14 protein-coding genes are annotated in these 12,984 nt (G+C 64.3%); 5 read left to right on the top strand and 9 right to left on the bottom strand.

From position 1 onward, the window contains the following. Positions 1–17: 17 nt before the first annotated feature. On the bottom strand, positions 18–551 hold the full coding sequence (locus tag E0473_RS06520) for a YceD family protein (protein ID WP_137680096.1): 534 nt from the start codon (positions 549–551) through the stop codon (positions 18–20). After that, positions 548–1,066, bottom strand: coding sequence for a ubiquinol-cytochrome C chaperone family protein (locus E0473_RS06515; protein WP_137680095.1), 519 nt, complete (start codon positions 1,064–1,066; stop codon positions 548–550). Before E0473_RS06515 ends, E0473_RS06520 begins: the two co-directional genes overlap by 4 nt. A gap of 170 nt (positions 1,067–1,236) precedes the next feature. On the opposite strand from E0473_RS06515, the gene E0473_RS06510 reads away from it, so the two are divergent. The 4 genes from E0473_RS06510 to E0473_RS06495 are packed head-to-tail and all read left to right on the top strand — an operon-like array spanning position 1,237 to position 3,892. Then, the gene (locus tag E0473_RS06510; RefSeq protein WP_241657374.1) at positions 1,237–1,710 is read left to right on the top strand and encodes an outer membrane protein assembly factor BamE; all 474 of its coding nucleotides are present in this window, start codon (positions 1,237–1,239) and stop codon (positions 1,708–1,710) included. A 45-nt stretch (positions 1,711–1,755) separates the two neighbouring features. Then, on the top strand, positions 1,756–2,316 hold the full coding sequence (gene hslV, locus E0473_RS06505) for an ATP-dependent protease subunit HslV (RefSeq protein ID WP_137680094.1): 561 nt from the start codon (positions 1,756–1,758) through the stop codon (positions 2,314–2,316). Positions 2,317–2,373: 57 nt separating this feature from the next. Further along, positions 2,374–3,678 (top strand): ATP-dependent protease ATPase subunit HslU, encoded by a 1,305-nt coding sequence (gene hslU / locus E0473_RS06500; protein WP_137680093.1) that lies wholly within the window; start codon positions 2,374–2,376, stop codon positions 3,676–3,678. 10 nt (positions 3,679–3,688) lie between these two features. Next, the gene (locus E0473_RS06495) at positions 3,689–3,892 is read left to right on the top strand and encodes a DUF1737 domain-containing protein (protein ID WP_137680092.1); all 204 of its coding nucleotides are present in this window, start codon (positions 3,689–3,691) and stop codon (positions 3,890–3,892) included. A 3-nt stretch (positions 3,893–3,895) separates the two neighbouring features. Here E0473_RS06495 and E0473_RS06490 read toward each other — a convergent pair whose 3' ends face one another. The 4 genes from E0473_RS06490 to E0473_RS06475 all read right to left on the bottom strand — a co-directional run bounded on the left by E0473_RS06490 (position 3,896) and on the right by E0473_RS06475 (position 8,842). Continuing rightward, entirely contained in the window at positions 3,896–5,389 is a 1,494-nt protein-coding gene (locus tag E0473_RS06490) for a SulP family inorganic anion transporter (RefSeq protein ID WP_137680091.1), read from the bottom strand. Positions 5,390–5,494: 105 nt separating this feature from the next. After that, the gene (locus E0473_RS06485; protein ID WP_137680090.1) at positions 5,495–6,037 is read right to left on the bottom strand and encodes a cytochrome c; all 543 of its coding nucleotides are present in this window, start codon (positions 6,035–6,037) and stop codon (positions 5,495–5,497) included. Between the two features lie 12 nt (positions 6,038–6,049). Continuing rightward, the gene (locus tag E0473_RS06480; protein ID WP_137680089.1) at positions 6,050–7,864 is read right to left on the bottom strand and encodes an ABCB family ABC transporter ATP-binding protein/permease; all 1,815 of its coding nucleotides are present in this window, start codon (positions 7,862–7,864) and stop codon (positions 6,050–6,052) included. Positions 7,865–7,903: 39 nt separating this feature from the next. Beyond that, positions 7,904–8,842 (bottom strand): retropepsin-like aspartic protease, encoded by a 939-nt coding sequence (locus tag E0473_RS06475; protein ID WP_137680088.1) that lies wholly within the window; start codon positions 8,840–8,842, stop codon positions 7,904–7,906. Positions 8,843–9,010: 168 nt separating this feature from the next. Between E0473_RS06475 and E0473_RS06470 the strand changes: the two genes are divergently transcribed. After that, entirely contained in the window at positions 9,011–9,958 is a 948-nt protein-coding gene (locus E0473_RS06470) for a hypothetical protein (RefSeq protein WP_137680087.1), read from the top strand. On the opposite strand, the gene E0473_RS06465 is transcribed toward E0473_RS06470, so the two are convergent. From E0473_RS06465 to E0473_RS15525, 3 genes are all read right to left on the bottom strand, one after another. Next, a complete protein-coding gene (locus tag E0473_RS06465; protein WP_137680086.1) occupies positions 9,955–11,067 on the bottom strand; it encodes a glycosyltransferase family 4 protein in 1,113 nt (370 codons plus the stop codon). The two genes, E0473_RS06470 and E0473_RS06465, sit on opposite strands and share 4 nt — an antisense overlap. Before the next feature lie 17 nt (positions 11,068–11,084). Then, positions 11,085–12,536, bottom strand: a complete 1,452-nt coding sequence (locus E0473_RS06460; RefSeq protein ID WP_137680085.1) for an oligosaccharide flippase family protein — start codon at positions 12,534–12,536, stop codon at positions 11,085–11,087. Positions 12,537–12,798: 262 nt separating this feature from the next. After that, the coding region (locus tag E0473_RS15525; protein WP_206663428.1) for a hypothetical protein at positions 12,799–12,984 on the bottom strand (186 nt) is incomplete at its 5' end.

The raw sequence follows: 12,984 nt of genomic DNA, 5'->3' as shown, positions 1-12,984 counted from the left end.
AAAGCCGAATCGCTGGCTCAGTCCTTCTTGAGCTGAGCCAGCGCCTCGGCCAGCGCGCCGCCCTTGGCCGCATTGTCGAGCCCCTGTTCACTGCGCACCGTGTCCGCATCGGGGCCGGTGGCAAAGGGATCGATGGCCAGCACGAGGCTCTGCGCCACCGCCTCGCCCAGGTCGAAACTGGTGCCATCATAAGGCAGGGCGTCCAAATCCTCGGAGCCCAGTTCCACCTCTTCAGCTTCGTAGTCGGCCCAGTCTTCCTCGGGTACGAATCGCAGCGAGAACGCATCTTCGATCGTTGCGGGCAGATCGTCACCACTAACAGCGCAGCTTTGCACTATGTCGGCACGCAGGGTGCCGCTGGCGAGCACATCGTCACCTGCGATATCTAGCACGATATCGGCTTCCAGCCGCTCCACCGAGACCAGCCCGAATCGCTTGGCTAGCGCCGCGCACTCGGCTTCACTCGCGCCGATTCGCACTGGAGCCTCGCCCACCGAGCGGCGATCGACGATGCGCGAGAATTCGGGGCTGGCGATTTCGCCTTCGCTCATGGCCTCACCTTTCCGGCCAGCAAGGCCTCGTCTGTCTGCGCGGCAAGATCGGCATGAAGCGCGCGGGTACGCACGGCGAGCTGGAAGGGCTTTTTCTCTTCGTCCGCCAGCGTCACGTTGCGCGCGAGGATGACCGCCAGCGACGCATCGCTTTCGGTCATGGCCTCGCGCAGTGCGCCCATGCGGCCGCCCAGCGCGCTCATGATTTTGCCCATGCGCTTGCCCACCATCAGGTCGCCCACGCCCGTTTCGCGCAGTTGCCGGTCCATGTCGGCGACGAACAGCTCGGTCAGCCGCGCGGTTTGCGGGGTGAGCTCAGGGCTCTTTTCCATCCTGAGCAGCACCAGCGACAGCACCAGCGCGATCATGTCGAAGCGCCCGTCTACCGTGTCGGCCACGCCGCAATCGGCATACCACTCGCGTTCGCGGCTCACGATAACGATATCGTGCCACAGCGGGCGCAGTGCCTCGCGCGGGTCCGCGCTGGGTTTGAGAAAGCGGGAAATGAGCGACATCTTCGGTGGACAAGTCCTATCGTTAAGCCATGGTTCAATGCGCGAGCCGCACCCGGTGGCCCCGGCTGCCATTGCGCAAGCGGGCAGGCTTGCTTAAGGCGCAAATGCATCCAATAGAGTAACCGCCGGGGCGCTGGCAATCGCGCGCGGTGATAAAGGAAGTGAGACTTATGGCAGGGTTGTTGCGAGCAGGTGGACGGATCGGCATGGTCGCCACGCTGGCAGTGCTGGCCTCGGCTTGCTCCTCGATCACCAATCATCGCGGCTATATCATCGATGAAACGCTGGTAGCTTCGGTCGCGCCGGGGCTCGACAACAAGCAGTCGGTGCGCGGCACGCTGGGCGAGCCGACCATGGTGAGCGAGTTCGGCGATCCGGTGTGGTACTATGTTTCCAGCCGCACCACGCAGGCACCCTTCACGCGCCCCCGTATCGAGGATCATACGGTGTTTGCGGTCCACTTCACTCCCGATGGCACCGTCTCTGCGGCAGAGCGGACCGGAATGGAGCAGGTCGTTCGCCTCGACCCTGAAAGCGACGAGACGCCGACGTTGGGCCGCCATCGCGGCTTCCTCGAAGACCTGTTCGGCAATATCGGCACGGTCGGCGCAGGCGGCCTGGGCGGCGGCGGCGCGGGTAGCTGATCGCAGCGCCTTGCAGGCGGTGGGCTTGCTGCCCATATCCGCCGCATGAGTGACGATAGGGCGAGCCACGGCCTGATCCAGTGGCACGGAACCACCATCATCGGCGTGAAGCGCGGCGAGCAAACCGTGATCGCGGGCGATGGTCAGGTCTCGATGGGCAACACCGTGATGAAGCCCAATGCGCGCAAGGTCCGCCGCCTGGGCGAGGACGGCAAGGTCATAGCCGGATTCGCAGGCGCGACCGCCGATGCCTTCACCCTGTTCGAGCGGCTTGAGAAAAAGCTAGAGCAATATCGAGGCCAACTGCTGCGCGCGGCGGTGGAGCTGGCCAAGGACTGGCGCACCGACAAGTATCTGCGCAATCTCGAAGCCCTGATGATCGTGGCCGACAAGGACACGCTGCTGGTGCTGACCGGCAATGGCGACGTGCTCGAACCCGAAGCGGGGATCGCCGCCATCGGTTCGGGCGGCAACTATGCGCTCGCCGCTGCGCGCGCCGTGGCAGACTACGAAGAGGACGCCGAGGCGATTGCCCGCAAGGCGATGGCGGTTGCGGCAGACATTTGCGTCTTCACCAATGGTAACGTGACGCTGGAACGCGTCTGATCCTCTCGGCCCGTTCGCCATGCGCTTGAGCGAGCCGACAACTCTGGAAAAGCAACACTGATGGACAACCTCACCCCCAAGGCGATTGTCGCCGCGCTCGACGAGCACATCATAGGCCAGAAGGAAGCCAAGCGCGCGGTTGCCGTGGCACTGCGAAATCGCTGGCGCCGCCAGCGCTTGCCCGATGATCTGCGCGAGGAGGTCACGCCTAAGAACATCCTGATGATCGGCCCCACCGGCTGCGGCAAGACCGAAATCAGCCGCCGCCTCGCGAAATTGGCCGAAGCTCCATTCGTGAAGGTCGAGGCGACGAAGTTCACCGAGGTCGGCTATGTCGGCCGCGACGTCGAGCAGATCGCACGCGATCTGGTGGAAGAGGCGATCCGGCTCGAAAAAGACCTGCGCCGCGAGAAAGTGCGCGAGGCCGCCAGTGATGCGGCGATGGAGCGGCTGCTTAACGCGCTAGTCGGCGAGGGCGCGAGCGAAGCGACCCGCGCCAGCTTCCGCGCGCGCGTCGTCGAAAACGCGATGAACGACACCGAGGTCGAGATCGAGGTGGTCGACCAGCCCAACATGCAGATGGACATCCCCGGCATGGGCGGCGGCGCGACTATGATCAACCTTTCCGAGATGATGGGCAAGGCCTTCGGCGGGCCGCCCAAGAAGCGGGCCAAACTGAAGGTACCCGAAGCATGGGACCGGCTCGTCGACGAGGAAGTGGAGAAGCGCACCGATTCGGACGATGTCGCCCGTGTGGCGCTCGCCAATGCCGAGACCAACGGGATCGTGTTCCTCGATGAGATCGACAAGATCGCCGTGTCCGACACGCGGGGCGGCGGATCGGTCAGCCGCGAAGGCGTGCAGCGCGATCTGCTGCCGCTGATCGAAGGGACCACGGTCGCCACCAAGTATGGCCCGATGAAGACCGACCACGTGCTGTTCATCGCCAGCGGCGCGTTCCACGTCTCGAAGCCCAGCGACATGCTGCCCGAATTGCAGGGCCGCCTGCCGATTCGCGTCGAGCTACGAAGCCTCACCGAAGAGGATTTCATCGCCATCCTGTCGGAGACGCGGGCCAATCTCGTCACCCAGTACAAGGCACTGCTTGGCACCGAGGACTTGCAAGTCGAACTGGGCGAGGAAGCGATCGCCGAGATTGCGAAGATTGCCGCGCAGGTGAACGAGAGCGTCGAGAACATTGGCGCGCGGCGCTTGCAGACGGTGATGGAAAAGCTGTTCGAAGAGCTGTCGTTCGAAGCCGAGGATCGCAAGGGCGAAAGCGTCACCATCGACGCAGCTTACGTGCGCGAACGGCTCGGCGAGCTGGCAGGCGATGCCGATCTGAGCAAATATATCCTGTAGAGGACAAGCCATGGCCAGCAGACCACCCGAGGGCGCGCTGCCCTATCGCCTGCTCACCGGCAAGGACGACCGCGCCTTTTGCGAGAAGGTGTCGAAAGCGCTCGAAGAGGGCTGGGAGCTCTATGGCGAGCCCAAGCTGAGCTACGACTGGTGGCGCGGCCAGACCAAATGCGCGCAGGCAGTGGTCTGGCCCGGCTACGAACCGAGGCGCTAAAGCCTACGGGTGCGGCGCGAGGCCGATCTCGACACCGGTCTTGTCGGTCAGCGCGAACTTGTCGACCAGGTCGGCGCTGGCCTGATTGAGGCCGACCACCTGCACGCTGCGCCCGTGGCGGCGCATCCGCTCCACCACCTTGTCGAGTGAGCCGATGGCGGAAATGTCCCAGAAGTGCGCCTTGGTCACGTCGATCACCACGTGGTCGGCGGCATCGGCATGATCGCCCTCGGGGCCGAGCTGGGCATAGAAGCGGCTGACTGAGGCGAAAAAGATCTGCCCGGTCACGCGATACACGGCCTTGTCGCCCTCGCGCACCCGCTCGACCTTGAACATGCGCTGCACCTTGCCGGTGAAGAAAATCCCCGACAGCAGCACGCCAGCGACCACGCCAAGCGCAAGGTTGTGCGACCAGACGACGATGGCCACGGTGGTCAGCATCACTACGCTCGAAGGCCAGGGGTGGTGGCGGATATTGGGGATCGAATTCCACGAGAAGGTGCCGATCGAGACCATGATCATCACCGCGACCAGCGCCGCCATCGGGATCTGGCCGACAACAGGGCCGAGCAGTGCGAGAAGGATCAGCAGGGTGAGGCCGGCGATAAAAGTTGAGAGCCGTCCGCGCCCGCCGCTGGTCACGTTGATCACCGATTGCCCGATCATCGCGCAACCGCCCATGCCGCCGAAGAACCCGGTCACGAAGCTGGCGATGCCCTGGCCCGCCGTCTCGCGCCGCTTGTCGCTTTCGGTGTGGGTCATGTCGTCGACGATCTGGGCTGTGAGCAGCGATTCGAGCAAACCCACTGCGGCCATGGTCAGCGCATAGGGGGCGATGATCTGCAGCGTCTCCCAGGTGAAGGGCACCTGCGGAATGTGGAAGAACGGCACGCCTTCGGGCAACTCGCCCATGTCGGCCACGGTGTTCACCTCAAGGTCGAGCCCGATGGTGATGAGGCCCACCACCACGATTGCCACCAGCGGGCTGGGCACCACGGTGGTGAGGCGCGGCAGCAGGTAGATGATCGCCAGCGCGCCGGCGACGAGCGGGTAAGTGATCATCGGCACGTCGATCAGCTGCGGCAGCTGCGCCACGAAAATCAGGATCGCCAGCGCGTTGACGAAGCCCGTGATGACCGAGCGCGAGACGAATTGCATCATGAGATCGAGCCGCAAGACCGAGGCCACGCCCTGAATCACACCCATCAGGATGGTGGCGGCGAACAGGTACTCCACCCCATGATCGCGCACCAGCGGCACCACCACCACGGCCACCGCGGCGGTGGCGGCTGAGATCATGCCCGGCCTGCCGCCGGTAAAGGCGATGACCATGGCAATCGTGATCGAGGCATAGAGCCCCACGCGCGGATCGACGCCTGCGATGATCGAGAAACCGATCGCCTCGGGGATCAGCGCGAGGGCAACGACGATCCCGGCGAGGATATCGGCGCGCGGCTGGCCGAGCCAGTCACGCCGGAGCGTGGCAGTGTTGAGCATGGGGCATGTCCGTTTGGTTGGGCACGCCCCGTCCGGCGCGCCGCGTCATTTACGGATGCGCGCCTGCCTCATTGTGCGCCGCAATGCAAGGCGGTGGTGCCCGGATCAGGACTCTTCGGGATACCAGAACACATCGTGACACGATTTGCAGCTGGGCTGGAGATCGTTGACGAGCTGCGTGACCCGGGCCGCATCCTGCGCCTGCGCGGCCAGCAAAAGCTGCGCCGTCTGGGCGCGCATTGCGGTGGCCATGGCGCGGAAGGCTTGCGGCGAGGTGTCGAGCCGCTGCTGGATCGCGGCAAGGTCGGTTCCCTCAGGTGCTTCGGTCAGTTCGCCCTCGGGATCGGCAACGATGAAGCGCTGCGCGTCTGCCATCTTGGCCGCCTGAATATCGAGGTTGGCGGCATGGCTCTTGAGCGCGGCCCAGGTGTCGGCGGTCATCAGCGCGGGATCGAAGTTGCCCTCGTCGTTCATCACCTCGACCTGCATGTCCCAGATCGCGGTGATCGGCGGGTTGATCTGATTGACCATTCCTTCGCGCACGAAATAGGTGTCTGGGGTCGTCGATGCCTGATCCACGGTTGCGCAAGCAGCCAGAGCCAGCGCAAGACCTGAGATCGCCGTGGCCCGCCGTGACCATACCTGCATTATCCGTGCTCCCTATTCCGCAGCGTCCTGAAGGTCTGACGCCTCGCTCAATTGCCGGTTCCACATCTCGGCGTATAGCCCGCCAAGGCGCAGAAGCCCCGCATGATCGCCTTGCTCGACCACGCGGCCATCATCCATGACATGGATCAAATCGGCATCGGCAATGGTCGAAAGACGGTGCGCGATGGCGATGGTGGTGCGCCCCCTCGACACCCGCCGCAGCGTTTCGAGAATATCCTGCTCGGTGCGGGTGTCGAGCGCGCTGGTCGCTTCGTCGAGCAGCAGGATGCTCGGGCTTTTTAGCAGGGTGCGGGCAATCGCCACGCGCTGCTTCTCGCCGCCCGAAAGCTTCAGCCCGCGTTCGCCTACCTGCGTGTCGTAGCCGGTGGACAGTTTCTCGATGAACGGAGCGATGGCGGCATCGCGTGCGGCCTGCGCGATCTCTTCATCGCTCGCGCCTTCGCGGCCGTAGGCGATGTTGTAGCGCAGCGTATCGTTGAACAGCACGGTATCCTGCGGGACGATCCCGATGACTGCTCGCAAGGATTCCTGCGAGACATCGGCAATATCGGTGCCGTCGATCGTGATGCGGCCTTCCCACGGATCGTAGAAGCGGAACAGCAGCCGCCCGACCGTGCTCTTGCCCGCGCCCGAGGGGCCGACCAGCGCGATATGCGCGCCTGCTTTCGCTTCGAAGCTCAGCCCCTTGAGGATCGGGCGTTCGCGATCATAGCCGAAGGTGACATTGTCGAACACGACGGTCGGCTCGCGCAGCACCAGCGCGGGCGCACCGGGCTTGTCTTCCACCTCCACCTCGCGATCAAGCAGCTTGAACATATCGGCCATGTCGACCAGCCCCTGCCGGATCGTGCGATAGACCCAGCCCAGCATGTCGAGCGGGCGGAACAGCTGCATCAGATAGGTGTTCACCAGCACCAGATCGCCCGGCGTCAGTTCGCCCTTGCTCCAGCCCCACACGGTCCAGGCCATGGCTGCGGCCATCATTCCCTGCAGTATCAGCGCCTGCACGATGTTAAGCAGCGCGAGCGAGTTCTCGGTCTTGATCGCGGCCTCGGCATAGGCGCCGGTGGCCGAGGCGAACCGCTCCTTCTCGCGGGCCTCGGCCCCGAAGTATTTCACCGTCTCGTAGTTCAGCAGCGAATCGACCGCACGCGCCATGGCAGTGCCGTCGAGGTCGTTCATCTGCTTGCGCAGACCCACGCGCCATTCGGTGATCCGCTGGGTAATCCAGATGAAGCCCACCACCGTCACCGCCGTGGCCGCGACCAGTTCCCAGCCGAAGATCGTCCAGAAGATCACGCCCACCACCAGCAGCTCGACCACGGTGGGTGCGATGTTGAACAGGAGGAAATAGAGCATCTGGCTGATCGAGCGGGTGCCGCGCTCGATCACGCGGGTGATTTCGCCCGTCCGGCGCGAGAGGTGAAAACGCAGCGAAAGCTGATGCAGCCGCTCGAACACATCTTCCGAAAGCCCGCGCACCGCATCCTGCCCCACGCGGTTGAAAATGATGTTGCGGCTCTGGTCGAACAGCACCGTGGCAAAGCGTCCGGCGGCATAGGCAATCACCAGCCCCATCGCGACCCAGACGGCGGGATCGCCCGTAGCCGCCATGGTATCGACCGCTTTCGCATAGGCGAGGGGGAGCGTGAGCACGACGACCTTGGCGAGGATCACGAAAAAGGCCGCGCCCCCGATCCGGCGTTTGAGATCGGGGCGGCCTTTGGGCCACATATAGGGCAGGAAGCGCCGGATGGTGGCCCAGTCGGCGATTTCTCCGGTGGCGGGGGTCTGCATGTCGCGCATTATGGGCCAAGTGGGGCCTCGCGCGCGTCGTGGCAAGTTTTACGGGAACAGCGCCCGGTTTCCGATGTGCGTATTGTCGGGCAGGTCGAACAGCACGCGGCGGCTTTCGAAGTCGACCGCTACGCGCTTGAACAGGCGCAATTCGCGCATTCCCAGCACCATGGCCGGACGCTCGTTGAGCCCGAGGGCGGCGAAGGTGGGCGAATCGGTGAAGGCGATCACGATGTTGTTGATCGCCGCCCGTTCGAGCTGGAGTGTGCGTGCAAGCCGCGTATTGCCCGTGATGGTCACGCCGTTGACGTCGGTCATCTCCGAATTGTCGAGCGCGCGGGCACGTCGCAGCCGGTTTTGCAGCGCGAGGTTGCCGAATGAGCTTTGCGCGCCGGTGTCGATCACCACGTCGACGTCGACCCCGTCGATCTCGGCCCGTTGCACGATCAACTGGCCATGCTTGCGGCGCGCACGAACCACAATATCGAACCCGCGGTTGCCGCCCAGCTCATCGGCATGGGCAACCGCGATATGGCTGTTCTCGAAGTCGAACAGCACGCGCTGATCCTGCAGGGAATCGAGCCCGAGAATACCGTCGGCATCGCCGATATGCTCGGCTTCGAGAATGGCGGCGGTGGCCAGGTCGAATTCGCGGCTGCCCAGCGCGATGGTGGGCAGCGCTGTGGTCTCCACCTGGCGCTGGCTGGCCATGGCGACCAGCGTCGCCGTATTGCGGTCGAACAGTTCGAGCTGGTCGGCCACATTGCGCGCGACCACGGTCGCCTCGGCGCCGGTATCGACGAGGAAACGGAATGGCCCTTCGCCGCGGATCGTGACCGGCACCGTCATGCGGCGATAGCGTTCGGTCTCGAAGGCGATGATCTCGGCCAGCGTCGGCTCGCGGTCGACTGCTGGCGGGGCGGCAGCCTCCGGGGTGGGGTTGGCTATGGTGGCGGCAAGCGCGCTTGCCATGGCGATCAGGCTCATGGTCTTTCTCCCGAACGGCAGGTCTGCGCCTGTCGTTTCATGGCAGCGATCATACCACCGTTTGCGCCCCGGCCAAAGCCGGCGGAACTTCGACTTGGTCAACGCTTTATTGATGAGCCGGCGCTACAAGCGTTGCCTATATCCACGCCGCCGTGCGCCGCCTCGGCAGTGGCGAGAGACGATGACGAGAAGGTCCCCGATTTGAGTAGTCTGCCCGCAAGGATTGTGCGCCGCCTGCGCGAGCGGCGGTTTCCAAGGCAGATCGCAGGCATTCTGGCGACCCCGCCGATCACCGCGCGCGACGATGGTCTGGTGCTGTTCTCGATGATCGGGACGCGGGTGCTGCTCCCCTATCTCGTCGCCGCCAAGAGCCTGCACGCACAGCTGAACGCCGGGCGGTTCGTGATTCTCGACGATGGAACGCTGACCGGGCGCGACAAGGAGCTGCTCGCGCACCATTGCGACAATCCGCGGATCATCCCGATTGCCTCGGTCGACACCGCGCCGTGCCCGCGCGGTGGAACCTGGGAGCGGCTGCTGACGATACTCGACCTGCGGCGCGACAATTATGTGATCCAGTTCGACAGCGATACGGTCACCACCGGTAAGGTGCCCGAAGTGGCGCAGAGCATTGCCGCGAACCGCACCTTTACCATTCGCGGGGATGAAGAGGCTGAGATCCTGCCTGTGGCCGAGATCGCCCGGCGGCATCGGGGCCAACCGACCGAGCATGTCCAGGCCGCGCTTGAGGCGCGGATAGACAAGCTCGCGTTGGCAAGCCTTGCCGATCCGCATTATGTGCGGGGATGCTCGGGCTTTGCCGGCTTTGCCCGGGAAGCGGCGGGACGGGCGCTTGCGGTGGAATTTTCGCAAGGTGCCGAGGCCTTGCTTGGCCGTGCGAAGTGGTCCGAATGGGGCAGCGAACAGGTGACGAGCAACTTCGTGGTGGCCAACGCGGAGAACGCGCTGCTGCTACCTTACGACCGCTACATGAATTTCTGGGACGAGGGCATTCCGGCCGACGTTCGCTTCATCCATTTCATCGGTACCTGCCGTTTCCACCGCGGGGCCTATGCCGCTGCCTGCCGCAAGGTGATCGCCGAGCTGCGGCGCTAGCCAAGCGTTTCGGCGATGGCTGCGGCCATGTCGCGCACCTGCCGCTCCATCGAGAACCTTTCCTCTACCCGCGCGCGTGCCGCCATGCCGTGCGCCTTGCGCAAGGCCGGATCGCGCAAATAGGCTTCTATCGCCTCGGCAAACGCGTCTTCGTCCTCGATGGCCACCAGCGCGCCGGTGCGGCCATCGGCGACGATTTCGCCCGGCCCGGCGGCGGCGCAGGCCACCACCGGCACCGCGCAGGCCATTGCCTCGGCCAGCACCAGCCCGAAGCTCTCGCGCTCGGCGGCGTGGACCATCAGGTCAGCCGACTGGAAGAATGGCAGCATATCGGCGCGCGCACCGACAAAGCGGAAGCGATCCGCCAACCCCATCTCGGCGGCGAGCTTCTGCCACCTGGCGCGCATCTCGCCGTCGCCGACGTAGCTGAAGCGGACATTGGCGAACTCGGGCTGCGCCAGAACGCGCTCTGCGCAGCGTAGAATTAGTTCAATCCGCTTTTCCCTGCGCGCTTGCCCGGCACAGATCACCTGCAGCTCGTCATCATCGCGGGGATGGCTTGCGGGCACGAAGTGCTCGGTATCGATGCCATTGGGAATGATGACCAGGCGCTCGCTCGGGATCTTTGCATAGCTCTTCAGCCATTCGCCTTGCGAAGCGGAGTTGGCGATGTGCAGATCGTGCAACTGCCGCTTAAACACGCGGCGCACCACGAACTTGGCGAGCTGGCGAGGCAGCGAATCGCGCACGCGGTGGTCGAAGCTGTCTTCCTCGGTGTTGATCGTCTTGACCCCGAGCGAGTTCAGGAAGGCCATGTCGAGCGAGGTGGGCAGGGCGCTCATGTAAACGATGGCCGCGATATCGTGCGCGGCGACGAACTGCGCCAGCTTAGCCTTGTTGGCCTCGCTAAGATGATAGCCGTCCAGTTCCACCGGCTGCATATGTTCGATCCGGTGGACCGAATGGCCGGTGAGCTTGGGAAAGGCGACGTAGGAATCGTAGTCGGTAAGCAGGTCCGCGATCCGGTCGCGCACCCGCACCACCGTGCGCCAGACGAAGCCCTGATCGTCTGGGTAGCGGATACAAAACACGATGCCTTTGCGGCTCATACCTTGGCCTCATCTCACTAAGGAGAGAGCGGCAAGCCGAGCTTTCCTGCCAGCATCGCCACCTCGTCGAACAGGGGATGCCGCAGAATGCGCAGCATGGCCAGCCAGCACAGCGTGACGGGTATGCCCAGAACCAACAGCCGCAGGATCGGCCAGCTAAGGCCGATCTGCACGATAGCCAGCTGGCTGACATAGGCCACCGCCGCACACACCACGGCCACCACTGCACTAGGCATCAGCATTCGGGCGAAGGAGGCCAGCCCGCAGCCGAGATCGCGGCGTTGGAGCACCAGCCACACGCTGGAACTGGCCAGCGTCGCCAGCATCATCGCCCAGCCGAACGAAACGATATCGCCGTTCCACAAGGCGAGCCCCAGCCCGATCCGGAACAGCGCCGTGCCGAGCAATGGCATTGAGGCGAGGTAGGGCCGTCCGATCGCATTGAAGGCTGCCGTATGATAGTAGAAGGTGAGGTCGATCGCCGCCATCAGCGCCAGCGGGGCGATGGCAGGCGCAGCGGGAAGCCAGGTTTCGCCATAGAGGCCGACCACCATGTCTTCGGCCACAATCATTGTCACCGCCAGCAGCGGCCAGCCAATCGCAGTCACCAGGGCGATGGCCCGATGCAGCAGAGGCTCAAGTGATTCTCCCGCGTGGTGCGCCTTGGCCAGATAGGTCTGCGAGCCGAAGGTGATCGCCGAGCCCGCTACATACATGAAGATCGAGACGGTCGAGTTGGCGCGGCTGAGCAGGCCGACCTGCCGGGCCGATCCGATCTTGCCGAGAATCAGGTCGGGCAAGGCGTTGTTGCCTGCCTGCACGAGGTTGGTGAACAGCGCACCCGAGCCGAAGCGCAGGATTTCGCCGGTCTCGCGAAAGCGCGGGAGGTAGGCCATGTGCAGCGGCCGCAGCCAGATATAGACGAGCCCGGTCGAAACGACGTTGGCCAGGTTAGCCCAGGCGAGGCTCGCTGCGCCATTGCCGGCCAATGCAAGCCCGATAGCGGTGGCCGAATAGGCAGCGGTGCCCACGGCGGTGCCGACCGCGATCTTCTTCGCATCGTATTCGCGCAGCAGCAGGGCCAGAGCCACCGAACTGAACGGAATGAACAGGAAGCTCACCGCCAGAATGCGCATGACCGGCCCGATTGCATCATAGCCGAACCAGCGGGCGACCCAGTCGCTGGCGAGCCAGACAATCACCGCAACCGTCCAGGTGATCGCGTAGGCGACGCCGAGCGCCGAGCGCACCCGCGGCCTGCTCAGCCCGTCGGCGCGCTGGAGATAGGAGCTGACCCCGAACTCGCGGAACACGTGGGCGATGTTCACCAGCACGATGGCGATGGAGTAGATACCGATCTCGGCCGGCGTGAGGATGCGCGCCACCACCAGTGAGACGACGAACATCACCATGGTCGCTCCCGAGGAAGCCACGAAGTTGATCGCCAGCGACTTGCGGAACGTGCTCATGCGCGTGACCCTAGCGTGACCGGGCGCCGCGGTCGCGCTCCGTGTGCGGACAACCTTTCTGTGGTGAGAATCATCGCGGCCTTATGCCGAGGCTGCCTTTAGATGGCGTAAAGCGGTCCAAGTGAAGGGCCTGCCGCTAATGGGAGAGGCGGCGAGGCCGGGAAATGCGGGTGGATTCGGCCGGATTCGCCAGCTTCGGCTTGTTGCTTGGCGGGGGGCGAGGCGGACCGCATTCACGGAACCAAGGAATTTTCGTTGCTTGTCAGTCCCTTGTGAAATCTTGAAACAAAAGTGCAAAAACGCTGTTGACCGAATCTTGGTCCGCGCCTAGATGGGCTCCACCGACGCGGTGCAGCGGACTTCCGCCACTGAGTTGGTCGCCAAATTTGACGGATAGCCGGCTCCCCCGGTGAAAATCGGGGAACCGATCGCTGTCCGCTTTTGAGTT

It is taken from the genome of Aurantiacibacter suaedae (assembly GCF_005434915.1).
Taxonomy (GTDB): domain Bacteria; phylum Pseudomonadota; class Alphaproteobacteria; order Sphingomonadales; family Sphingomonadaceae; genus Alteraurantiacibacter; species Alteraurantiacibacter suaedae.
Note: the sequence above shows the minus strand (reverse complement) of the source record. Positions and strands in the feature narration are given on the sequence as shown.